The 22,677-nt window shown below is 44.8% G+C and carries 16 protein-coding genes; 8 read left to right on the forward strand and 8 right to left on the reverse strand.

Annotated features, from left to right (window positions below; translation table 11 throughout):
* Position 1: 1 nt before the first annotated feature.
* On the forward strand, positions 2–583 hold the full coding sequence (gene coaE / locus MIC7113_RS07660) for a dephospho-CoA kinase (protein ID WP_015181604.1): 582 nt from the start codon (positions 2–4) through the stop codon (positions 581–583).
* 140 nt (positions 584–723) lie between these two features.
* Here coaE and MIC7113_RS07665 read toward each other — a convergent pair whose 3' ends face one another.
* The 3 genes from MIC7113_RS07665 to MIC7113_RS07675 form a co-directional block, all read right to left on the reverse strand.
* Entirely contained in the window at positions 724–1,305 is a 582-nt protein-coding gene (locus MIC7113_RS07665; protein WP_015181605.1) for a Uma2 family endonuclease, read from the reverse strand.
* Positions 1,306–1,557: 252 nt separating this feature from the next.
* A complete protein-coding gene (locus MIC7113_RS07670) occupies positions 1,558–1,803 on the reverse strand; it encodes a hypothetical protein (protein ID WP_041779938.1) in 246 nt (81 codons plus the stop codon).
* An 80-nt stretch (positions 1,804–1,883) separates the two neighbouring features.
* Complete coding sequence (locus MIC7113_RS07675) at positions 1,884–3,080, reverse strand: aminotransferase class V-fold PLP-dependent enzyme (protein WP_041780571.1); 1,197 nt, start codon at positions 3,078–3,080, stop codon at positions 1,884–1,886.
* Between the two features lie 753 nt (positions 3,081–3,833).
* Here MIC7113_RS07675 and MIC7113_RS07680 point away from each other — a divergent pair.
* Positions 3,834–4,196, forward strand: coding sequence for a response regulator (locus MIC7113_RS07680; RefSeq protein ID WP_015181607.1), 363 nt, complete (start codon positions 3,834–3,836; stop codon positions 4,194–4,196).
* A gap of 92 nt (positions 4,197–4,288) precedes the next feature.
* Here the strand turns inward: MIC7113_RS07680 and MIC7113_RS07685 are convergent, their stop codons facing one another.
* Together MIC7113_RS07685 and MIC7113_RS07690 are read right to left on the reverse strand one after the other, a co-directional pair.
* Positions 4,289–6,058, reverse strand: coding sequence for a hypothetical protein (locus tag MIC7113_RS07685; RefSeq protein WP_015181608.1), 1,770 nt, complete (start codon positions 6,056–6,058; stop codon positions 4,289–4,291).
* Between the two features lie 248 nt (positions 6,059–6,306).
* A complete protein-coding gene (locus MIC7113_RS07690; RefSeq protein ID WP_015181609.1) occupies positions 6,307–8,991 on the reverse strand; it encodes a colicin transporter in 2,685 nt (894 codons plus the stop codon).
* A 1,296-nt stretch (positions 8,992–10,287) separates the two neighbouring features.
* Between MIC7113_RS07690 and MIC7113_RS07695 the strand changes: the two genes are divergently transcribed.
* The 3 genes from MIC7113_RS07695 to MIC7113_RS07705 all read left to right on the forward strand — a co-directional run bounded on the left by MIC7113_RS07695 (position 10,288) and on the right by MIC7113_RS07705 (position 15,241).
* Positions 10,288–13,242: a methyl-accepting chemotaxis protein gene (locus MIC7113_RS07695; RefSeq protein ID WP_015181611.1), complete on the forward strand. Its 2,955-nt coding sequence runs from the start codon at positions 10,288–10,290 to the stop codon at positions 13,240–13,242.
* A 97-nt stretch (positions 13,243–13,339) separates the two neighbouring features.
* The gene (locus MIC7113_RS07700) at positions 13,340–14,080 is read left to right on the forward strand and encodes an MHYT domain-containing protein (protein WP_015181612.1); all 741 of its coding nucleotides are present in this window, start codon (positions 13,340–13,342) and stop codon (positions 14,078–14,080) included.
* Between the two features lie 87 nt (positions 14,081–14,167).
* Positions 14,168–15,241, forward strand: coding sequence for a hypothetical protein (locus MIC7113_RS07705; protein ID WP_015181613.1), 1,074 nt, complete (start codon positions 14,168–14,170; stop codon positions 15,239–15,241).
* A gap of 165 nt (positions 15,242–15,406) precedes the next feature.
* On the opposite strand, the gene pcrA is transcribed toward MIC7113_RS07705, so the two are convergent.
* On the reverse strand, positions 15,407–17,767 hold the full coding sequence (gene pcrA, locus MIC7113_RS07710; RefSeq protein WP_015181614.1) for a DNA helicase PcrA: 2,361 nt from the start codon (positions 17,765–17,767) through the stop codon (positions 15,407–15,409).
* On the opposite strand from pcrA, the gene MIC7113_RS07715 reads away from it, so the two are divergent.
* Complete coding sequence (locus tag MIC7113_RS07715; protein WP_041779939.1) at positions 17,766–17,972, forward strand: hypothetical protein; 207 nt, start codon at positions 17,766–17,768, stop codon at positions 17,970–17,972. The two genes, pcrA and MIC7113_RS07715, sit on opposite strands and share 2 nt — an antisense overlap.
* Here MIC7113_RS07715 and MIC7113_RS07720 read toward each other — a convergent pair.
* The gene (locus tag MIC7113_RS07720) at positions 17,962–19,374 is read right to left on the reverse strand and encodes an NB-ARC domain-containing protein (RefSeq protein ID WP_015181615.1); all 1,413 of its coding nucleotides are present in this window, start codon (positions 19,372–19,374) and stop codon (positions 17,962–17,964) included. The two genes, MIC7113_RS07715 and MIC7113_RS07720, sit on opposite strands and share 11 nt — an antisense overlap.
* An 862-nt stretch (positions 19,375–20,236) precedes the next feature.
* On the opposite strand from MIC7113_RS07720, the gene MIC7113_RS07725 reads away from it, so the two are divergent.
* Both MIC7113_RS07725 and MIC7113_RS07730 read left to right on the forward strand, forming a co-directional pair.
* Entirely contained in the window at positions 20,237–20,440 is a 204-nt protein-coding gene (locus MIC7113_RS07725; protein ID WP_015181616.1) for a hypothetical protein, read from the forward strand.
* A 489-nt stretch (positions 20,441–20,929) separates the two neighbouring features.
* Positions 20,930–21,718, forward strand: coding sequence for a Uma2 family endonuclease (locus MIC7113_RS07730; protein ID WP_015181617.1), 789 nt, complete (start codon positions 20,930–20,932; stop codon positions 21,716–21,718).
* A 120-nt stretch (positions 21,719–21,838) separates the two neighbouring features.
* On the opposite strand, the gene MIC7113_RS07735 is transcribed toward MIC7113_RS07730, so the two are convergent.
* On the reverse strand, positions 21,839–22,597 hold the full coding sequence (locus tag MIC7113_RS07735; protein ID WP_015181618.1) for a biliverdin-producing heme oxygenase: 759 nt from the start codon (positions 22,595–22,597) through the stop codon (positions 21,839–21,841).
* Positions 22,598–22,677 lie beyond the last annotated feature (80 nt).

A 22,677-nucleotide genomic window follows, 5' to 3' on the forward strand; every position in this document is an offset into this window, starting at 1 on the left:
CTTGAAACGCATTATTGGCCTGACCGGTGGCATTAGCACTGGGAAAACAACTATCTCTAATTACCTGGCACAGCGCTATCAGCTTCCCGTTTTAGATGCAGATATCTATGCCAGGGAAGCAGTACAACCGGGTTCCCCCATCCTCAGCGAAATTTTTCAACGCTACGGTGTTGCTGTCAAGTTACCCGATGGCACGCTCAACCGCAAAGGGTTGGGTGAGATAATTTTTAATCACCCCGATGAAAAGCAGTGGTTAGAGCAACAGATTCATCCTTATGTGCGCGATCGCATCCAATCAGAACTCGATAGTTTAATCGCTCCCACGGTTGTTTTAGTCATACCGTTATTATTTGAAGCCGAGATGACTGACTTGGTCACTGAAATTTGGGTGGTTAGCTGTTCCCCTGAACAACAGTTACAACGGATAATGGAACGCGATCGCGTCTCTGTCGAACAAGCTCAAGCCCGGATCAATAACCAACTTCCCATAGAAGAAAAAATGGCTCATGCTGATGTTGTATTCGATAATTCCTCTACCCTAGAAGCTCTGCTTAAACAGGTCGATAAACTAGGATTCCTATGACTAGTGCAAGAAGGCAGTTCGCGTAGCGTTCTCCGTAGGAGTAGTCAGGAGGCTCCAAGGCAGAAGGAAGAGGGTTTTAGGCTCTTAACATTTGTTGACATACCTGCGTTTATTTGTATCTACCTACTTAGCCATTCAACTCAAACGTTTGAAAAATCAATATTTTCGTAAAGTTCTGCAATTTGAATTTGCAACTCAAAGGTACTAAAAGAAAGGGTAACCGTTGGGTCGTCGTATTCTGAAAATAGCCACTGATGAGCGGCTGTTTTGACATGATGCTCAACGTGTGTACGGTATTGATCAATCAGTAAATATTCTTGGAAGGTGGGAATTGTGCGATAGGCAACAAATTTCTCGCCGCGATCGTAGTTTTGGGTGGACTTAGACAACACTTCAGTGATAAAGCAAGGGTTTAGGACAGTATCTTTGCGTCCGGTTTGAAGTTCTAAGGGTTTGGGCAGAACCATCACATCGGGATAGGTATATAGGCTTACACTGGGAACCCAAAGTCGTTGATCGGCATAGAAAGTCCGGTAGTCTTTCCCTTTTAGGGCAGATTTAAGCAAAATATACAAATTCCCAGCAATATCGTTGTGGTTGGGTGTTCCACCAGTCATTGGAATGATTTCTCCATTGCAATATTCGCTGCGTATTTCTGAGGCGATTTCAAGTTCTAAATACTCATCTATGGTGTACTGTTTGGTCTCAGGTTGAGCAATCATGTTAGTTCTACCTCCAAGGCTTTAAGTTGTTGGTTTATCCAAGTTGTGGCTGTTGTTTCATCAGTCTCTATCGCCCGTTCTACTCCTATTTTTGCAATTTTCTCAGGAGGCTAACAATGCACTCACAGTTTCCAGCTTGTCTGGCGATCGCACTGTCTCTATTACAAAGTTCGGCTCGATGCTTATTTCATGACTCGCTAAAACCTCCATTTTTAATTGAGCATGATCGCTAAAGCGAATTTCTTTTATCTCTTATTTCAACACCTCAATTTCTATATTTAATGCTTTAAGCTGTTGATTTATCCAATTGGTTGCCGTCGCTTCATCAGCCTCGATCGCTTGTTCTACTCCTGTTTTAGCAATTTCTAGCAGTTGTTTCGATTGCTCCCGTGCTTTACGAGATGCCCTGACCTTTTCTGTAATTTTCTGGCGAGTAGATTCTTGCGGTAGCGAGATCGGAATGTTTAACAAATCCTCAGTGGAAATTGCCGAATACATACTGGCAGTCGTATGAAGATCAAGGATTTCGCAGACAATGGGCGATCGCTTATTGAGGAGCCTTATCTAATTCGATTAGTCTAAAGTCCAGAATCTTTAATCACTTCAACTAACTGGTCAATTTCTTCCCGTAGAGTGAAGTAGTGAACACAGGCGCGGACACAGTTTGGGTCGAGAATGGTTCGGAGCATGAACCCCTTTTGTTCGAGAAATTGTACTAATTTTTGGTGAGAACGTCCGTTCGTCAATACAAACGAAACCAGACCCGCTTGTGGCGGTGAGATACATAGGCAACGAACAGATTCTAACTCAGATAAACGTTGCCAAAGATACTCACTACCTTGACAAATTTGCTCATACCGTTCTTGAGCGGTTCCCCATTGCTGATGAGTGGCGATCGCAGCACGCAATCCTGCATACAACGGGTAAGCTGATGTTGCCACTTCAAACCTCTGTCCATTCAGTTTCCAGCCTAAGGGTTTACCGGTTTCATCACTCACAATTCCCCGCCAACCGATGAAGGTTGGGCGAATACTGTCGAAGGCATCGGGTCGGATGTAAAGACCACCCAAACCTTCAGGCCCACACCACCACTTGTGACCTGTAAAGGCATAAAAGTCTGCCCCCAATTCAGTTAAGTTTAAAGGCAGAGAACCCACTGACTGCGCCGCATCGACCAAAACTCGGATGATATGAGAACCTGTAGAATAATTTCGGCAGGCATCAACAATCTCCCTAACGGGTAACACTTGACCCGTATTCCACAAAAGATGACTCAGCACAACCAAGCGAGTCCGGGGTCTTAGATGTTGTGCAATAACGGTTGTGGGGTCTCCCTGATTGAGGGTTTCCAGGATGGGACAGGTGGAGACTTCGATATTAAACCGACGAGCGAGTTCTTGGGCGATCGCGATAACACCAGGATGTTCACAATCCGTCAGCAGTAAGTGGTCGCCCGCTTGCCAATCAATCCCCCACATAGGGATATTGCAACCCACAGTCACATCTTCGGTGAGTGTAATCGATTCTACAGGTGCGCCTAATTCTGATGCGATCGCCAATCGGGTTTTGTTGCTTTCTTCCGTAATCCAGGTATTCACGCCAGCACAGAATGGCCCATGTAGCTGGATATATTCATAAACCTTTTGGATAGCGGCTAGCGAGGCTTGGGGCAGTGTGCCTTGACCCCCAAAGTTAAAATAGGCTTTATTGGCTAAAGCCGGAAATTGCTGTCGATGGTGTTCAAGTTGCGTTGGCGCAGGGTAGATGCCAGTCATAGAACCAGTGCGAAAGAACAAGACATCCCATTTTATCGCTCTGGTCATGGGTCATACTAAATCCTAGTTTACTACCCCTTGTTTGGTGGAGACAAGGCAGAAGGCAAATCGCCTGAGCTGACACTCCAGGGAGATTCGGTTATCGTAGAAGTTACGTAAAAAATTTGTGTTTTTTTATGTGTTAGTCTGTGTAAGACATCAGTGTAGTACTGGGCATTGCCGCCACAGTGTATCTCCACAAGGCTTACACATTAAGTGCATCTCTACATCAGGATTTGCGACGCGATTAGGGTGCAACTCCCTAGTTCCGATAAAAGTGTTCAGTAGCGGTCTCTGCCAAAAACACAGTTTCTGCGCTCAGGCAGTGGGGATGAGCCTGAAAGATTAAACCTTTTCTTACAGGTGAATGAGTCAACTCCTGTCAACCTATGGGCAAAAATTCCTGCGGTCGATATTAACCTTCGTTGGAATCTTCGTTGGAATAGGGGGTAGACGTTTCCTCACGTTTGATAATTCTTTCAATGCCGCTGTGCGCCTGCCACTTCTGACTCTGTATCTGGCATCGCCCTAAAAATTACGGAAGCCTTACTCATTTAGTAGTAATGAACTGATGACGTGTTCACTTAATCAAGCTTTCCCATGGGTCAAACAATGCTCATCCGCTTAAATGAGACCATCAGCTCTCCCATGGTGCTGCTTCTGAGCAGCTTACCAAACTTTTATTATGCAGGAATTGTGTGAGGATAACCAGACATGAGTAAAGTATTGCTAGTTGAAGATAATCCCGCTCAGTCGGAGTTGATGGAGAGTTACCTGCGAGAGGGGGGACACACGGTCATTCGTCTCAACAATGCTAAAGAAGCCCTGAATAAGGCGATTGAACATAAACCCGATGTGATTGTTACCGATGTGGTGATGCCCGGAATGAGCGGTTTTGAGTTATGTCGCCGCATCAAAAATAACCCATTGACCACCAAAATTCCTATTGTAATTTGTTCTTCCAAAGACCAAGAAATCGACCGTTTGTGGGGCATGAAGCAAGGAGCCGATGCCTACTTAACGAAGCCTTTCTCTAGAGAGCAGCTTGTTCGTGCTGTCAACTTAGCTGTAGTTTGAGCAAGGACAATTTAACACTCAGCTCTTAATTACGCTGACGTATTGAGCGGGTTGGGTAAAGTATCCCAACCCGCTATTCTCTGTTCCCTAAGCTATTCCCTAGGCCACCATGTCGGATTGTTCTTCATAAAATCAATCAAAGCATTGTACCTCGGTGAACCCTTCTCATTGAGAGATGTTAATGCTCCCCAACTGCCCCATTTGCTGGGCTTGCTTACATCTACAAAATGGTTAAAGAGAGTACCGCCATTTTTCTTCCAACCATTTAATAGCATGGTGTAGGTGTTATACATCTCTGGATGCTTATTAATAGCAATCAAAAATTCGGTTAATTGGTCATTATTTTCCGCTCCTCCCATTCCTACAATATGGGTACCTCCTTCATAGGCAACCATCTTTAATCCTTTTTCCTTTGCCACCTTAGAATGGTATTCAAACAAACTGATAATATCTGGCACTGTATCGCCGTCTTTGAGCAAGCCACCTTCCCGAAGTTGTTTAAAGGCTTTACCAAATCCACCATCGGGATCAGAGCGCCAGCTCAGTACTGTATCTAGATTCTCTTGTTTGCCCAAGCCTCCTGAGAAGTAGCCAGTCACCGCTAATCCATCAATGCCATGTTTGTAAGGTGGTTCGTTTCCTTCTGCCACCCACTTTGGTGCATTCAAAAGAGGTTCTTCTAATCCTTTCCACGCCGTTTGAGTGCCAATGACACAAAACACGCGATTGGAAGCTTCCTTAAAGACTTCTTTTTTCCAGATATCGCATACTTGTGCTGCCTTCATGCCACTGAATTGCATCCAAGCATCACCTAAATCTTGTCCCCATTTAGCTTTACCCTGTTCACTCGCATAATGAGCTTGTTGAAACTGCCAGTTCCACACTTCATTGGAATACTCTACATAAGCCTTCAATTGTGGATCGAGATGCTCTTTTACATATTGGGCAAATTTTCGGATGTAATCATCTGTTGCCAAATGTGGCATATTAAACCAAGCATCAGTTTTGAGTCGATTGGCTAACGTTACCATGACTTCTACAGGTGCACCTTTACCTTGCCAGGTAGCATTTGTGAGCTTCGGTCGATCTTCCCATTCCTTCTGAGGCGAGTTATTCGTCTCCATCCAATCCATGAAACGCAACGTTTGAAAACCTTTGACTTTCTCTATCCAATCAGGATTAAATATTTGAGTAGTAAATGTTTTCTCGTATTGCTCCGGGACAACTCGGATGTTCCGAATATAATTACCCGTTTTATTCGGGTCTGTTTCAAGGATATGAAGACAAATTCCTGCGCCTCCTCCCGTCACATTAATTACATCTCTCCCTGGCCTGGATTCCTCTTCAATTTTTTTCGATTCAAATTCGTAAATAATTTTCCCTTCTCCGTCGTACAAAACGACATACTTACCCGTGGGAAACGCCCCCGGAATTTCTCTGTAGAGTAAGGTGGCAACACGGGTATAACTTGCTCCCGTTCCTGGCTTCGGCAAAGACTTAACCCAACCATTCTCATCTAAGTCGAGTTTGACTTCTGCGTTGTTGTTCCCTTGTTCCTGACAAGCTGGATCTTCATCACCACAGATTGTGTACCAAGGTCTAGCTGTGCGGAAGGCGTCTAAAAAAGGAATCTGTGTTGAATAGTCACTAAACCCATTGATTCCTATGCCTAATGAGCGATTAGTCATCATGGTCTTGGGTAAGGTAGCGGCTTGAGTGGATGTTACAGCCGGAGGAGAATTGAGTACGTTAGATTCAGGTTTTATCTGTGCTAGTTTGCTCCAGATGGGAGGAACAGCTAGGGCTAGAAACAAAGCCATACCAAAGAAAATCAGAAGTTGGGAAACCTTTTTGTAAGTCATAAGCACCGTGTCAATAGCTCATAAAAGGCTGGGGAAATACTGTTTTGGACAGGTTGGAGGCTGTTTTGCTGCCTCGTTATGTCAGCATTTAAGACGCTCATTCTCGAATGATTGTGCCTTGGCATATTGCCTTGGTTACCTCTACTATTTATCGTTTTGTGCCCAGTGATTTTCTTTCCCAAACCCCAGGGTGCGTCGCGACACACCCTACAAATCTAGGAGATCACCCATTCACAGCAGCAGAACAGTTAATCCTCCATTGTTGGCAGTCTTTGTGAATCAGACGGTAATCCAGAAGTCAGAGGACTAATTAAACCATTGGCTGTACTGAAGAGGTTGATCGGATTTCTCCCATCAGTAATTAAAACGCTTTGAATACCCAGCGCTTCTAAAAGTCTAGCTTGCATTTCCGGACCCGCTTGAGCAATCGCTTTAATCGTTTCTGAACCCATCGCTTCAATTCTTTGCCGAAATTCAGCACTGTTAATTTGGGACATCGCTGTTGCTTTTTCTATTTCTAAGGCACTGAGTGCTTGTTGATGCGTTAATTCCGCTTCTTGACGTGCTCTAAGTTGGGCTAACTTGGCTTCATCCCGAATTCGAGTCGCCTCTGCTTCTTGCTGGGCTGAATTTACCGTGATTTCGCCTTGAATTCGAGCCGCTTGAGCCTTTGCCCTGGCTTCTGCTGTCGCTTGACCGGTTGCCTCGATCGCCGCGTTTTCAGCTTGCAATTCTAGCAATTTTTTACGCTCAGCTTCTGCCGCACCCCGATCAACAATGACTTGCCTCTCCAGTCTGGCTTTTGCGGCTTGCTCAATGCGTTCTGCATCCTGCCGTGCGGCAGCTTCTTGAGCATCTGTGGTAATTTGAATGGCAATTTGTACCGACTTTTGTAAACTTTCTAACGTGCGTTCATCAACTGGCTCCACCGATTGAATGTCAATGTTGGTAATCACCAGATTATTCGTTCTAATTCGGAATTCATCTCGAATCCGACCTTCTTCATCTATCCCAAACACCGCTTGACGAATAATCCGAGCCGAGTTGCGATGAAATTCATCAAATTTTTCACCCGCTACAGCACCCCGCACACGAGAGGCGATCGCCTTACAAGCATCCCCGACAAAATCAGGTACTTGAAACATCTTGATCGCCGCTTGTTCATCGTGCCGATCTACATCAAAGTACCAGTTATACGACAGTTGAATTTGAAGTCTGGCATGATCGGAAGTCTCCACCGTGAAGATATCCGTCATAAAGTCCGGGCCTAATAATAAGGCTAGAGATTTAATCACATTGGGTCGCTTCGGTTTGCTCCCTGATAAACTCAACACCGTAAACGCTTCATCTGGCCCAAGCATTACCAAGTCCGGACCAAATACGGTTCGTGCTGTGCGATCTTTATAGTCATGAATTTGCACGGCGGCATTTTGAGGAACATGAAAAACAACCGCTCTGGTTTTATCTCGTTCAGAGATAGATGGATTAATTCCTGGTGTTTGATTGGACTCATTGCCCCCAGTCAGATGGCGATGTCGATTCGCCAAGGGGTCGTTTTTTTGCGTGATCAGTTCCTCAACTATCGGTGAAAGTTGTTTTTCCCAAAGTTCTTCATAGGGACTAAGCATATAAGCCATTGGGCCACTCACTAATTTGAGTTCCCCTGTTTGAATGTCCCGCACATAAATTCCTTCATTCTTATCTAAAGGAATGGCTTTACGTCTCTCAACCACTTCCACTTCCACACGAGGAATATAATCTATTGGCCCTGTAATCATCCACAAGTCGCCTGGGTGATGCTCGATGAGCTGCTCACCATCACCTTCGTTGAACGCTTCTCTGGCTCGCAGTAAAAGGGCTTCCTGCTCACCCAAAACATAGACCTTTTGAATGCCATTTTCCAGAAACTCACCCGGATGCAAGAAAAATGAGGTTCTCCCCTGACGAACTTCTCGCATTCCGAGTTGAGGTTTGCCGGATGCATCGATGGGATTAACCACAATACACCATTCGCGATCGCTCAAGGTGGTAATTTCGACTTCTCCCACTACCTGTTCATAAACATCCGGAATGTGTATCTCTGTATCTTCAAATGTGACTAACCATTCATCTCCGGCTTTACGTTGCCGACTAAAAATATCCTGAAATGTGCGTTTGGCTCGAAGATGCAAGGCTTTGCGTTCGGTTAATACGTAAGCATTAATAATGCCAACAATTTCTTCATCAACCCCAGGTAAATAGGCTCCTTCTTCCCTCACCAACCATTCTTCACCCGCTCGGCGTCTATTGCCTTGGCGATCAATACAATTTTGACGTGCCAGTAGCCGTAAGGCTTGGTTGGGTTTAATCACCCTCGTGGTAACCGTCTCTACGACTTCTACTTCCACACGGGGAATATAAGTTCCTGGCCCTTCAAATAACCACTCATCCCCAGCTAAACGGTTAATGGTTTGAGTCTGGGTTTGTCCATCACTCCCTAGATCAGGGGGGGTGAGGGTATGGGTGAAATCTCGGATCGCCTTGAGACGTAAAGCTTGATTTCTTTCAACGACTTGGAGTTGGGTAATCTCTCCGATTAGTTCTTCGTCTGGATAGAGGGGAAAAGGCTCTTGAGCAAAGCGAATTTCGCGATCGCCATAGCACAGTTTAATCTGACCATGCTCATCTGCGATCGGTTGACCTGACTCATCCCGAAGCACCGGATTCTCAACGATACAATAATACCGAGGCGGCACCACAATCATCGGTTCTGGTTTTAAAATCAGCCGTTCATGGTCACGCAAAGTAATGGTTTGAGGGCCAACCTCCAGCCGAGTGACACCTGTGTTGTTGTCGAGAATGTGAATAAATTGTTGGGGTTTGAGGCGAATCACACCACTAGAAGTCCCTGGAAATTCTGTTTTATTTTCAGTTTTACGCTCAGTTGGATTCATTTTCTGCTCTTAACAATACTTTATCAACTAACAACGCCAAATTAGTAGAAATCGGTTCACAGCCACATCATATTTCTCTTTACGCCGATGCAACAATAGGATTGTGAGGAGAGGTTTGTTGGCGTAGTTTTATTTTTATAGAAAGTATTAATTTTGGTGAAGGTTTGGGTAGGTCAAAACCTTTATTTAGGTTCCATCGTTCGGTTTAACTCCGAAATGAGCAGATTGCTCATGGCTGCGGTAGCCTTGCTGAACCCATCAGCCCTATTCTTGACCCAACCTCCGTTTATATCTTAGGGACGAGAGATTGCATCCAGAGGCATCGCTAAACTATCAAGCAGGGAGATGAATACCGCCACAATTGATAAACTCCCTGCCATAATGGGTGAGACATGACTCTTTCTGCCAGAAGGTTCTGATTCAACCTTAACGCTCCAATCCGCTATGGAGTGAAACGCTATAAATTTTAGGTGCTTTGTCCTCAACTTAAGGAGGAATTCTCAATTTAAGCCATATTGAGTTCAGTCCCTTGCTGTATCCGTTGAGATACAGCGCTTCTTGATCCAGCCATTGTGCGTAGAACAATTCAGTAAAATTACGTAGCGGCTGAATCAGAAATTAAATTATTGTGGAGATTACGTAGAGCCACTGAATCAAGACTCGCTGTTCAAGTCCGTAGAATTACGGATAATAAGGCTTAAGGGCATCTGCATCAGACTTACAGTGTGAGTGCATCTCCACAAGACTCAAAGTACTTGCTAATCCATTTTGGCAGAACTTGCTGTTAGTCAAGACAACAGGTGAGAGTTTACCATCTCTACCAGTAGCCGATTGGATGCGCTAGCGATTGCATGAAGCACTCAATTTTGAATGGGCGATAGTAAAACAGAGAGTGATAGTTTTCTCTTCGGGAAAAAAGTTCACATATCGCCAAACAAAGAAGTAGTTCTGGCAAAGCGGCTTCGCTATCAAAACCGCGATTCTATCTCTCTACCTAACTCAAGTTTTACGTCTGTTCAAAATTACGAGGATAAATCAAACCCTACTCAGGAATTAACCAGGGCATCTAAAAGACACTTCTGTCACTGATTTGGCTCCTGAACTTCTGAGTGGAATGGTTATCTTAGTCACTTCATTCAGGCATTTGACGATGTCTGAAACGGTGTGTTGAGCTTTGCTTTCTTGGAGCGTGATCATTAGGCACATTCCTACTTGGCAGGGACAAAAGAATTGAGTCTTATCAAAAAATCTAGATAGAGAATTAATTTCAAGGCGTTACTCTCAAAAATATAAATCATGACAGGAATAGAATTGCCATCTGTAGCGTCAACGAGTTCACCTAATCTTTCTTACTCCAAAAAGCACAAATCTTTATCTCTAAAATGGTTTGAAAACTTACCTGTTAGGGGTAAGCAACTCACCGGTTTGTTTACCTCTGAGGTGATCTCAATTGTCGGACTGGTGGGTGTGGGGGCTGTATTGATTGTGGCAGCGGGGCGCACTCAATTGGTTCGGCAAGCGGAGTCGGAATTGGCGGTTGCCCAGATCAACTACGACTTTAAAATCAACCAAATGGAGTCTAGCTTCCGCGCTCAATCCGACAATGCCGCAATTATTACAGCCGCGATCGCTCATGCTCAAAATCAACCCTTGACTCCAGAACTTCGGGGTCAAATCAAGCAGATTTTGAAAAATGAAGCTCAGGCGAGCAACATCGAATATGCAACGTTAGTGGGCAAAGATCGGCGGATTATTGTCAATGCCAATGCGGATCGGACTGGGGAAACCTTTGATCCAAACAACCTAGTCAGTCAAGTCCTGAGCAATTCTCAGCCGCTTCAAGCCAGTCAAATTATTAGTGGATCGGACTTATCGAAAGAGTCACCGCCCCTGGCTCAGGGTTTAGCCAACCAAGATGCACTCATCCGTTACACAATCACACCCGTGAAAGACCCAAAAACGGGCAGCGTGGTGGGAACCCTGGTTTCCGGTGACGTTGTGAATGGGAAGTTGTCGATGGTGGAAAACACGGTGAAAGCGTTTGGCGGGGGCTACAGTGCGGTTTATGCCCGCCAGCCTTCTGGGAAATTCGCCTTAGCGACGGCTTTAGATCAAGGTATCGCCAAAGATGTGGCGCAAGCCAAACCGAATGTTCCCCTGTTCGATCCCTCTGTGCTAGAGAAAGCCGTTGCCGCTCCGAACCAAGTGGTGACTGGACGAGCCGTTGCAGGAACACAAAGCTATACGGTAGCGGCTAAAGCCCTCAGCGATGTCAACGGCAAGCCTGTTGCGGTGTTGGTTCGGGGAACCGAAGAAAACGCCTTAAATAAACTCCTTGGCGATAGCCTACTACTCCAGCTAGCCGTGTCCGCCCTGACATTAGCGGTGGATGTGGGGTTAGCGGTGTTACTGGGACGAACCATTGCCCAACCGATCAAGCGGTTACAGCAAACGACCCAAAGATTTGCCAGGGGCGATCGCCAAGTGCGTGCCAAGGCTTTGACGAACGATGAAGTTGGACAACTCGCTCATACGTTTAATGAATTAGCCGACAGCATTGTTTTAAATGAAAGAGTTCTGGAACAACAGGCTCGTTATCAAAAAGCTGAAGCCGAACGCTCCCAAGCCTTTGCCGAATTTACCAGCCGCCTGTATAAATCCCTCGACGTTCAAGATATCCTCAACACCGTTGTGAATGGTGTTCGCGACCTTCTACAAGTAGAGCGTGTGCTGGTCTATTCTTTCCAAGAAAACTACCGAAATGGAACTGTCACAGCAGAATCGGTGGTATCCGGTTGGATGAATGCGATCGATCTAGTCAGCTATGACCTATTAGAAACACGGGACATCGAGCAATTCAAAACGGGACAGGTTGTCATTTGCAATGACATCTATGACGGTAGTAATACGGTTGTTCGCTTTGATATTCTCCAACATCTTCAAGTCAAGGCTACTATGATTGCACCCTTGTTTTTAGGGAACAATCTCTTGGGTTTATTATGTGTGCAGCAGTGCTCTGAACCCCGGAACTGGCAGCCACAGGAAATCGCCCTCTTCCAGCAGGCACAGGCTCAGAGCAATCTGGCTCTCCAGCAAGCGCATCTAATCGAACAGTTAAAACGCGCACGGCAAGAGGCAGAACTGGGACGGCAGAAAGCGATCGAGTTTGCCCAGGTTGAACAGGCTCGCCAAGTTGCCGAACTAACCTCAATTGAGCAACGTCAGCAAAAAGAAGAACTTCAGCACCAAGTACTTACCCTGCTCCAGGATATCGAAGCTTCGGCGGATGGAGACTTTACCGTCCGAGCCAACGTGACAGAGGGCACCATCGGTACAGTTGCAGACTTTTTTAATGCCATCATCGAGAATCTGCGGCAGATTGTTTGGCAGGTGCAACAAACCGCGATTCAAGTCAACTCGGCTCTCCAAGTTGATGAACAGTCCGTTGAGCAACTCTCTCTGACTGCACTCAAGCAAGCCGATGAAATTAGTCAAAGCTTAGAGTCTATCCTGGCGATGACTTCTTCGATTCAAGCTGTGGCTGAGAATGCCCGCCAAGCGGCAGCCATTACCCGCATCGCCTCCACCGCTGCACAAACTGGTGGCAAGGCGATCGATAGCACCGTCAACAATATTGTGAATTTGCGCGAACGGGTGGTGGAAACGACGAATAAGGCCAAAGTTTTGGACGAGTCCTCCCAAGAAATTGCCAAAGTGGTGACTCTGGTTCAGGAGATTTCTCTCAAAACGAATTTATTGGCGATTAATGCGGGATTGGAAGCGAGCCGTGCGGGTGCAGAGGGTGAAGGCTTCCGAGTGGTTGCCGATCAAATTGGCAAATTGGCGAAGCAATCGGTGAGTGCCACCAAAGAAATCGAACAAGTCCTCGAAGTGATTCAGCAGAACACCAAAGGAGTGGTCGAGGCGATGGAAGAGGGCAGAACTCAAGTGATTAATAGTACTGAAATGATTTTAGATGTCAGACAGAGTTTAGAGGAAATATTTGAGGTTTCACATCAAATTGATGGATTAGTACAATCCATTTCCGACGCCACTGTATCTCAAGCCCAAACCTCTCAAATTGTGACGGCCTTGATGCAAGAAATTGCCCAAATCTCTCAACAAACCTCTGATTCTTCTCTTCAAGTTTCCAGCTCACTGCGACAAACAGTGGAGGTGGCTCAATACTTGCAGCAATCGGTCGGTCGCTTCAAGATTGGCTCTTTTGAGGATGAAACGTGGGAACGTTGAACGTTGAAGAGTGCGTTTATTCCATATCCTCTAAAAGAGCTATCTCCAATCTGCAAATCTTCACAGACAACTAACAATAGATCCGCCTTAAATTCTGATGAATACCACTTACAATCCTTACCTTGTCGTCTTTTCCGCCTTCATTGCGGTGCTGGCTTCTTATACAGCGCTTGAGCTTTCCAGTCGAGTCACTTTTGCCCGAGGATTGACTCGTAAATTCTGGCTAATGGGGGGAGCCATCGCTATGGGCACTGGGATTTGGGCGATGCATTTTATTGCCATGCTGGCTTTTTCCATCCCACTATTCATTAGTTATAATCTGGGGATTGTTTTCGTTTCACTGATTGCCGCTATTTTGGCATCTGCACAGGCTCTATTTATCATCGGTCGTCCGAAGCCAAGTTTAGTGGTTTTATTCGCCGGTAGCAGCATCATGGGGATTGGTATTGCCTTAATGCATTATACAGGTATGGCTGCCATGCAAATGCCTGCGATGGTGCATTACAACCCCAGTCTATTTTTGCTTTCGGTTGTGATTGCGATCGCCGTATCGTTCGTGGCTTTAAAACTCTCGATTCAATTTCGGGAAGAGGCTTGGGTGGGGCGTCGATGGTTAAAACTTGCTACCGCGTGCATTATGGGTGGGGCGGTGCTTTCAATGCATTACACAGGAATGGCAGCAGCCATGTTCAAACCCGATGTTTCCAAGTTAGTTCAAGCGGCGGGTTTAGATAATTTATCGCTGGCTTATATTGTCTGCCTTTTCACTCTTCTAATCCTGAGTTTAACCCTGGCTACTATTTATATCAATTCTGGGTCTAAAACTTTGCTGGATTAATTGCCTCTCCGGAAAGTGGAGATGACGGTTGAAACTGTAAATAGACGCCGATGATTGAAGATTACGATAGCCCTAGGAGAGAATCTCTTGCTTAAGTCCACTCCACTGCTTCAGAACACTTCAGCCACTGGCCTGGTCAAGCTTTGGGCACAGCGCTATGTCCCCGATTTATCAATTTTCTCTGCAAATCAAGGTCAATTCAATATCTCTGAGGTGATTCAAGCGGCATCGCTAGAGGGGCGAACTCAAACCGTTGCTAAGCTTCAGCGTCTACTTCAAACCAGTTGCGAGTTAGCGGGTATCAAAACGAATATCCTGTTTTCTTACATTCCCAATGTCGTCAATCTATCGGAGGCTGGAAACATCGCCCGGTCAGCCGTGCGAGTGTATGAGAAGGTACTGGAGATTTATCAGCAGCAGTCGCTACCAATCGTGGCACAAGATGTCCAACCCCAGACAGGGGAAGCTCTGCCTCCATGGGTGAGGCAGGCGATAGAGCTACCCGATATTCAACAGTTGGCTCTGCAACTGGAACCTGAATTACTTCAACTTCAGGAACAACATCTATTGACTCAGGATCAGCGCAGTCGTGGCTTTCTCTCCACCCACTTTCACTTAAGTACCAAGCAAGTTCTCAATCGACTCACCCTATCGGAGCAAGTCTTGCTTAGCCCCTACTTCAAGTTTATTGAAGAGCAAGTTTGCATTCCGTGGCAGCGAGTGTGCGCTGCTGCGGCAAAGCATCCACCGGATTCCCCGACTCTGGCACTCGTGGAACAACTACTACCACAGACTGAAGAAATCGCGTTAACCGTCTACCACCGAGCTGTGGAATTGTACCCCCATTATCGAAGCTATCGGGGAAGCCTGAGCGAATCTGGGGTTACCGCCTCTATCCTGCGTGATTTGAATATGTTCCAAGGCTATCTCTGGCTGTGTGTACTGGAAAAGAGTCTGGATGCAGTGGAACAGGAATTGCTGCCTTTGTGCCAGATGGTTTTTCCCAGTGTGGAGGTCAAAGGAGAATTTGTTGAATCGATATTGCAGTTGTTATTTGAGACGATTCTAACCCGTGTGGATTTTGACCAAACACTTTGGGTAACGTCCTATACTTTGGCGATACAGCAGATATTTAGTAATTTTGAGACCAAGGTGAAATAAGCAGAGTTCCAAGTGCATTCTAGGAGTCGATTGATTTAGACTCCCTATAGCCTTTCTCAATCGAGGGGAATACAGATTATTTTTAGAGACAATTTATGTATTGCCCTTATAAGGTTTGGTTGCTTTAAATCGGGTCAGTTATTTCTGCCCAATTCCTAACAATCTTTATTGTACCCGTTGCAAGGATGCCTTTGTTGGGTCGAGAATCTTCTGACCAATACCAGAAAATTTAACAGCAATGCTGATTTTATTCCCCGAACCAAAAACATGGGTGACTTCGCCTGTACCAAAAGTGTCATGAATCAGTAACTCGCCAACCGTCCATTCTTGAGATTGTTTAATTGAGCGTTTGGAGGTTTGCCGATTCAGTTGAGTTGAAGATTGCAGGTTGTTTTCTGAAGCTTCAACCTTCGACTTTTTAACTTTCACTAAAGTGCTGCTGACGAGTTCTTTGGGTAATTCCTCAAGAAACTGCGATCGCACAGCGGGTTCTCGATTCCCATACAGGCGTCTCTCACGGGCGTGGGAGAGAAATAGCTGTTCCTGAGCGCGAGTAATCCCCACATAACAAAGGCGGCGTTCTTCTTCCAAAGAAGCTGGGTCATCCATTGAGCGATAATTGGGAAATAGCCCTTGTTCTAACCCTACCAAAAAGACAACCGGAAATTCTAACCCTTTAGCCGAGTGAAGAGTCATTAAAGAGACAGATTTTTGCCCATCTTTTAAATCATCCAAGTCAGAAGCCAGAGAAGCATTTGCCAAAAAACCTTCTAAACTGGTATCTTCATTTTCTTCCTGAAATTGGAGAACCGCGTTATAAAGTTCCGATACGTTTTCCAGTCGATTTTCGGCTTCATCAGTCCCCTGTTTTTTCAAGTCGTCAATATAACCCGACTCTTCCATAATTCCCTTAACAATTTCTGCCGCCGAAAGATGCTCGACTTGCTGCTGCCAACGCTGTATGATTTCGGCAAAGCTGTTGACACCCTTCGCTGAACGTCCGGCTAAAGTATTTACTGAAGTTTGGTCGCTGAGAATTTCCCACAACGATATATTCAATTCTTGAGCCGCTCCCATGAGTCGGTCAATTGTCGCTTGACCGATGCCCCGTCGAGGGGTGTTAATAATACGGAGGAGACTGACGGTATCATCAGGGTTGGCGATCGCTCTTAAATAAGCCAGAGAATCTTTAATTTCTTTGCGATCATAGAACTTCAACCCACCCACAATAATGTAAGGAACTTTACCTCTTAGAGCATCTTCAAAGGGTCGAGATTGGGCATTGGTGCGGTAAAGAATGGCAAAATTTCCCCAGTTGAGTTCTGGGTACTGTTGCTCCATTCGTCGGATTTGATTGACCACAAAATGCGCTTCTTCTACTTCATCATCTGCTTTATGAACATAAATCTGTTCCCCTAATCCGCGTGTAGGTCTTAGGACTTTATCAATGCGCTGGGTATTATTTTCAATCAGGGAATTAGCCGCTTGGAGAATGTTTTCCCTGGAACGATAATTTTCTTCCAATTTCACCATCGTGCGGGTATCTTCATCGGGTAATCCATCTCCAAAATTTTGCTGAAATTCCAATAATATGGTAAAATCAGCCATTCTAAAGGAATAGATAGATTGATCAGCGTCACCCACGACAAAGATTGAGCGGTCTTGCCAATTCCATGCACTTTTCTGTGTCTCTCCATTCGTGCTTAATAGGCGAATTAAGTCATATTGAATCCGGTTTGTATCTTGGTATTCATCCACCAAAATATGACGGAATTGCTGATGCCAATAGCCCAAGACGGTTTCATTTTGCTGAAAGAGTTTAACGGGGACTAAAATCAAGTCATCAAAGTCGAGGGCGTTATTGCTCGCGAGTTGATTTTGGTAATGGCGGTAGACTTCGGCAATCACTCGTCCTTTATAGCCAGAGTGTTCTTTCTCAGCATCTAGGGGAGATAAGCCCTGATTTTTGGCATTACTGATGGCGTAGCGGACTTTGCGGGGGTCAAATTTTTTGTCATCCAAGTTTAATTGTTTGGTGACAATATTTTTCACCAGACTTTGAGCATCGGATTCATCAAAGATGGAGAAGTTACGGTTCCACTGATGTTTTTGCTCGTCTTGATATTTATTGATATCGAGGCGGAGAATCCGAGCAAAGAGGCTGTGGAAGGTACCAACCCACAACGGTTTAATATATTTTTTGTAGACGCGCGATCGCAACTGAGTTTGTTCTTCTTCGGGCAGTAATTCCAGACGTTGCCCATGTTTGCGTTGCGCCATCTGCTGGGCAAAAATCGTTTCAATCCGGGTTTTCATCTCCCGTGCCGCTTTGTTGGTGAAGGTTACCGCCAGGATGTTTTCCGGATCGACTTTGTGGGTGAGAATCAGATTGGCGATGCGATAGGTTAATGCCCTCGTCTTACCAGAACCCGCGCCAGCAACCACCAGCAAGGGGCCGCAGAAATGTTCGACGGCGCGACGTTGAGAGGGGTTGAGGTGGCTGAGGAAGTCAGGGGTTGCAGTCATGGCTGGATTGACCAAGGAAGTCTATTCTAGTCAAGGGTATCGTATCTTTGCAGAAGACTGTCAGACTGAAGGGAGATTACCGACTGTATCACCCAAAAAGCGATCGCTTTACTCACTGGTAAACAAATTTCACAAGCTTACAAACAGCCATCAGCTTAAAAGCGATCGCCAGTTAGAGCCAGTTGCTATCGCTATTAGCTATTAGCGGCTAGTGTTTGATACGGGTAACCCGATGAGAGTTGCGTCTGAACGCCCATAGTTTGCGCTTCGCTGAATCGATGAGCGGCATATTCCATCACCATTGGTGGGGTGAAGAAACAACCAGCCTTTTTATCAATCAATGAACGTTCCTCCAATGAATTTAGTGCTTCTAGCAGTTTTTGTGGAGATAGAGGAGGTGAGAGATATTCGCGCAGTTGAGAAAATGAAGTGGGGTGGCGATGTATAGCCATCCATTTGATAATGGCTTTTTCTGCATCTGATAATCGCTCAAATTGTTGTTCTAAAAGATTACAGATGTTGCCAAAAATGGCTGTATTCTGTTTTAAGAATTCAGAAACATTACCATCAAATAATTTGTGAATCGTCGTAGAGACGATTTTCAACACCAATGGATTGCCTGCATAGTATTCTATGAGCTGATTCCACTCGGCTAGCGTTCCCCGGAAGGCACCTTTTGTTCTAAATATTTCTTGTCCTGCTTCTAGTTGCAATCCCTTCACTTGTAGGATGCGAACCGATAAGGATTCTCCTTCCAGTAGCCCAATTTCTTTCGGCTTTTCTCGACTCATTAATATTAAGCAACTTTGATGACGTGCTTCTCCCACTCTTTTGAAAAGTTCACCATAAGCCTCATAACCTTGGCGATAGTGCCCAAGGGAATAGTTGCATGACTCTTTAGACTGATTACATCCTTGTAGAATAGATTCGATATTATCAAATAACAGTAGACAACGGCGGACTCGTAAATAATGAATGAGTTGGGAAACTCTAGCATATACTGTGTCTGATAAATCGGTTTCCTTTGCATTTGAGAGGAATCGAATTAACTGAGCGAGGATGTCTTGAATGGGAGGAGCATGGCGTAGACTTCGCCAAATTAAAAACTCGAATTTATCCTGAATCTGTTCTGCTAACTGTACCGATAGAGCCGTCTTACCCATGCCACCTATGCCTAATATTGTTACTAATCGGCAGCGCTCCTCTACAATCCATTGCGTCAAATTTGCTAGTTCTTTTGTGCGTCCATAAAAAATACCCGACTCCGGTGCTTCACCCCAATCTGGTAAGGCTTGATCCATTGTACCTCCTTGCGCTTCAACAGACTCCAACTGAATCGTAGGCAGGTCATAATCACTTTGTTCCAGCAATAAATTAAACGCTCTGAAGCAGCGATCCAGAGTTCGTTTATCAACGCCAGTTTCACCAGTAAATACTCTCATTAGGGTATCTGGATCTAAGCCAGTACGAATATTTAATTCTTCCAGGGTATAGCGTCTTTCATTGTTGTCGTGACGTTCCGCCTCCGACTTTGCTGTCTGAAGTTTTTTTAATCCTTGGGGTGTGAGAACTACACCACGTCTACGTCTCTTTTTTTGTGAATGCATTTGGGTTCATCTCGTAGTTAGGTAAATACACAAGTGGGGTACGTTCTTGCCAAAATCTTTTAGAAAACAGGCAAGATGCCTACCGTACTAGATCAGGTTTTACAGAATTGGAATACACGCTGCTTAGTGATTAAGCATCAAAAACCAAACTCTAACCCAAGTACAACAAAATAAGAAGAACAAGGGTTTTTAAAAAAGAGTACTTTGCACAGCCCAAGGGAACACTTTATCTAGGATAAGAAATAAGGCATCGCACTAATTCTAGCGTGTATAGGCATAAAACCTAGTTAATTCGCGAGGCATTCCAATCTATGAATAATAGTTGTATACCTTTGAATTTAACTCAATAAACACATGCCCAAGTAGATACACTTTTAGCAGGGACTATGGAATTTTGTAACTAAGTACTGAACTCCATGCCGAATATTCTACAGCAAGATTTTTTGATTTAAAACACATTATAAATGAAATGTTTTATATGCATTTTTTCCCGATATTAAGGGTAATTAAGACTTAAGTCTAACCAAAGAAAATAGCTAGAGGCTTTATGGAGTAAGAGTTAGATGGATTTAATGAGATGAATAATTAAATTCGGAGCTTAACTACCCAAACTTCGGTTGCGGCAACTCAAGGCAAGGTGTAAAACTAAATTCTAGATAAATATTTCATGTTTTCTATACTCAATGCCGCCAAATATAGTTGCGTTCACTTGCAGTAATTACAAGGCTTTTATCTTCTAAATAATCAGCTTTACACGAAAAATATCAATTTATACTTATGGATAATTAATCCTGTATCACTTCCATAAATAGCTTTTTATTTAATCAGTTACATTCTTCTTTGTATTTCCTGGAGAACTCAAATGACTATTATTGACTTTTTCGCATTTGCTTTGCTTGCTTCATGGGCTGCGATGATTTGGGGATCGTTGCAAAAGGTTGATGGAGACAAGGTAAAAGGGTATAAAAAAGTGAATGAAGAGTTGTGGGTAGAAACTAAAGTTTCAGGTGACAAAAAACCCAGGTTTCCAGACTTATGGGAACCTGTAATACCACCCAAAAAGTAATTTATACGAAGTTGTATTCAAGGGGATAATCTGCTGCTTGTTTGTTCAAGAGCAGAGGCAATTCCCCTGAACTCACGCTCAAGGCTTTAATAGCAATTACCCACTGACATTAATCATAGAGAGGGCAAATATTGCTCTAGAAATTAGCCAGCGATTAATCCCTCCAAACCAAACTGGCTCTATCCAGAGGCGATCGCACATTATAGGAAGCTGCGTTCAAACGGCATAAGCTGTTCAGCCTTTGAATCACTTATTCGGATTCGCTGTCAAGATTCAGGCGTAAGGGTTTGGCATTTTAGTCGTACCCAGTTTAGATGCCTAACAGCTTAGATCAGAAACAGCAGGGGAACTCTCGAAGCAGGGCAGCGGAGGAACAAGTCTGCTATCTTTGACTACAATTAGCCATTAAAATAAACAGCAACAGCATCATTTTCCAAGCATCCACTACCATAGAAGCATCCGCAATGGCGACACAACAGGTGAAAAGCCATGTCCGAAACTACCCTAGCAGCACCCGATATCCAACTCCCCCCCACACAGGCAGAGCTGCCCTATGATGATGGTATCCCCATGGAAAGTGCACGGCATAAAGCCCAAATGGACTTGCTGATTGATGCCCTAATTCCTTGGTTGGAACAACGGGAAGATGGGTTTTTCGGCGGCAATATGTTTGTCTATTACAGTCTGGCGCAGGTACGAAACAAAGACTTTAAAGGGCCAGACTTTTTTGCCGTGCTAGGAGTCCCCAAAGGTGAACGAAAAAGTTGGGTCGTTTGGGAAGAAGGAAAAGCACCGGATGTAGTAATTGAGTTGCTTTCTGAAAGTACTGCCGCCGCCGATAAAAACAACAAAAAGCTGATTTATCAAAATCAAATGCGCGTACCAGACTATTTTTGGTATGACCCCTTTAACCCGGATGATTGGGCCGGTTTCTCAATTCAACAAGGCCGTTATCAACCCATCACACCCAATGCTCAAAATCAGTTAGTGAGTCAATCATTAGGACTAGCATTGCAGCGTTGGCAGGGAAATTACAAAGGCATTGATGCGACTTGGTTACGCTGGGCAACCTGGGAAGGAGAATTGCTGACAACACCTGAAGAAAAGGAGCGACAACGAGCAGAGCAAGAGCGACAACGAGCAGACAAGGCAGAAGGGCAATTGCTACAAACGGCACTCAACTTACTTGACGCTGGAATGACAAGAGAACAGGTAGCTCAATTAACAGGTTTGACTTTATCTGAAATAGAACAATTGATAACAAATTCTGAGAAGTAATGCATCAAAAAAAATACGACTGGTTATACCCATTGGGTTTTAGTTTTATACCTATTCTCTGATAGCTCCCCCCTTAACAAGCCGGAGCTTTAGGGAGGAGCTGGGGGGGAATCGAAACTCCTAAATGCTGTATTCCATTGCAGGCTCTTGTTTAGACCCGTGAGGCGGACGCTCGGTTGCACCTGGAATTTCCTGGCGAGTGAGCAAATCAAATACATGGTCGCCAATGGCAGCTTTTACATCATCTTCTAACTCATGAACCACATCTCGATTCAGTTGAAATGCATAATTAGCTTCGTCTACAATTCGTTGAATTGTTTCCTCATCAACGGATAAAGAATTCAACGCCTGACGATACTTCTCTTTAAATGCGCGTTTGGCTTCTATAGTGGGAATTTGCTCAAATTCATGCAATCCCGTACCCTGATCGGGAGGTAATTTCAAGGCCGATCGCACAATATTTTTCAACGCTTGTCCCCCAGACAAATCACCCATATAGCGAGTGTAAGCGTGAGCAATCAGCAACGCCGGGTCGGTATTAGCAATTTCATGTATGCGATTAACATAAACCTGACCGGCGGGTAATGGTGTAATCTGTTCGGGCCAGTTGTCGCCATAGTAAAATGCCAAGTCTTTTTCCAGATTCGAGGTGCGGTTAAGTTCAGCAAAATACATCGACCCAATTACTGGATGAGTCTGGTGCCGTTGAAGCTCTTCTTCCAGCGCACTATAGACCAAATAAAGATTGAAAAGCAACTTACGGAATGGCTCTCGTTCAACAATCCCTTTGAGGAAACACTTCATGTAAGCAGTATTCTCTGCGGCGGTGTGAGACTGTTTCGTACCTTCTCGCAGGCGATTGGCTAGATCGTGGCTCATGTCAAATTACCTCATTCCTAAGAAATGGTTGTCTTGGCAATACCTGTTTGGGCAGTGGGCAGTGCAATCATGGAGCAGGT

Origin of the sequence: Allocoleopsis franciscana PCC 7113, from assembly GCF_000317515.1 — a bacterium.
In the GTDB taxonomy this organism is placed as follows: Bacteria; Cyanobacteriota; Cyanobacteriia; order Cyanobacteriales; family Coleofasciculaceae; genus Allocoleopsis; species Allocoleopsis franciscana.

Excerpts from the sequence above, each read along its gene's own strand:
- MIC7113_RS07665 (WP_015181605.1), bottom strand. The coding sequence starts at position 1,305 with ATGATTGCTCAACCTGAGACCAAACAGTACACCATAGATGAGTATTTA.
- MIC7113_RS07670 (WP_041779938.1), bottom strand. The coding sequence starts at position 1,803 with ATGTATTCGGCAATTTCCACTGAGGATTTGTTAAACATTCCGATCTCG.
- MIC7113_RS07675 (WP_041780571.1), bottom strand. The coding sequence starts at position 3,080 with ATGACTGGCATCTACCCTGCGCCAACGCAACTTGAACACCATCGACAG.
- MIC7113_RS07680 (WP_015181607.1), top strand. The coding sequence starts at position 3,834 with ATGAGTAAAGTATTGCTAGTTGAAGATAATCCCGCTCAGTCGGAGTTG.
- MIC7113_RS07685 (WP_015181608.1), bottom strand. The coding sequence starts at position 6,058 with ATGACTTACAAAAAGGTTTCCCAACTTCTGATTTTCTTTGGTATGGCT.
- MIC7113_RS07690 (WP_015181609.1), bottom strand. The coding sequence starts at position 8,991 with ATGAATCCAACTGAGCGTAAAACTGAAAATAAAACAGAATTTCCAGGG.
- MIC7113_RS07695 (WP_015181611.1), top strand. The coding sequence starts at position 10,288 with ATGACAGGAATAGAATTGCCATCTGTAGCGTCAACGAGTTCACCTAAT.
- MIC7113_RS07700 (WP_015181612.1), top strand. The coding sequence starts at position 13,340 with ATGAATACCACTTACAATCCTTACCTTGTCGTCTTTTCCGCCTTCATT.
- MIC7113_RS07715 (WP_041779939.1), top strand. The coding sequence starts at position 17,766 with ATGGCTGGATTGACCAAGGAAGTCTATTCTAGTCAAGGGTATCGTATC.
- pcrA (WP_015181614.1), bottom strand. The coding sequence starts at position 17,767 with ATGACTGCAACCCCTGACTTCCTCAGCCACCTCAACCCCTCTCAACGT.
- MIC7113_RS07720 (WP_015181615.1), bottom strand. The coding sequence starts at position 19,374 with ATGCATTCACAAAAAAAGAGACGTAGACGTGGTGTAGTTCTCACACCC.
- MIC7113_RS07725 (WP_015181616.1), top strand. The coding sequence starts at position 20,237 with ATGACTATTATTGACTTTTTCGCATTTGCTTTGCTTGCTTCATGGGCT.
- MIC7113_RS07730 (WP_015181617.1), top strand. The coding sequence starts at position 20,930 with ATGTCCGAAACTACCCTAGCAGCACCCGATATCCAACTCCCCCCCACA.
- MIC7113_RS07735 (WP_015181618.1), bottom strand. The coding sequence starts at position 22,597 with ATGAGCCACGATCTAGCCAATCGCCTGCGAGAAGGTACGAAACAGTCT.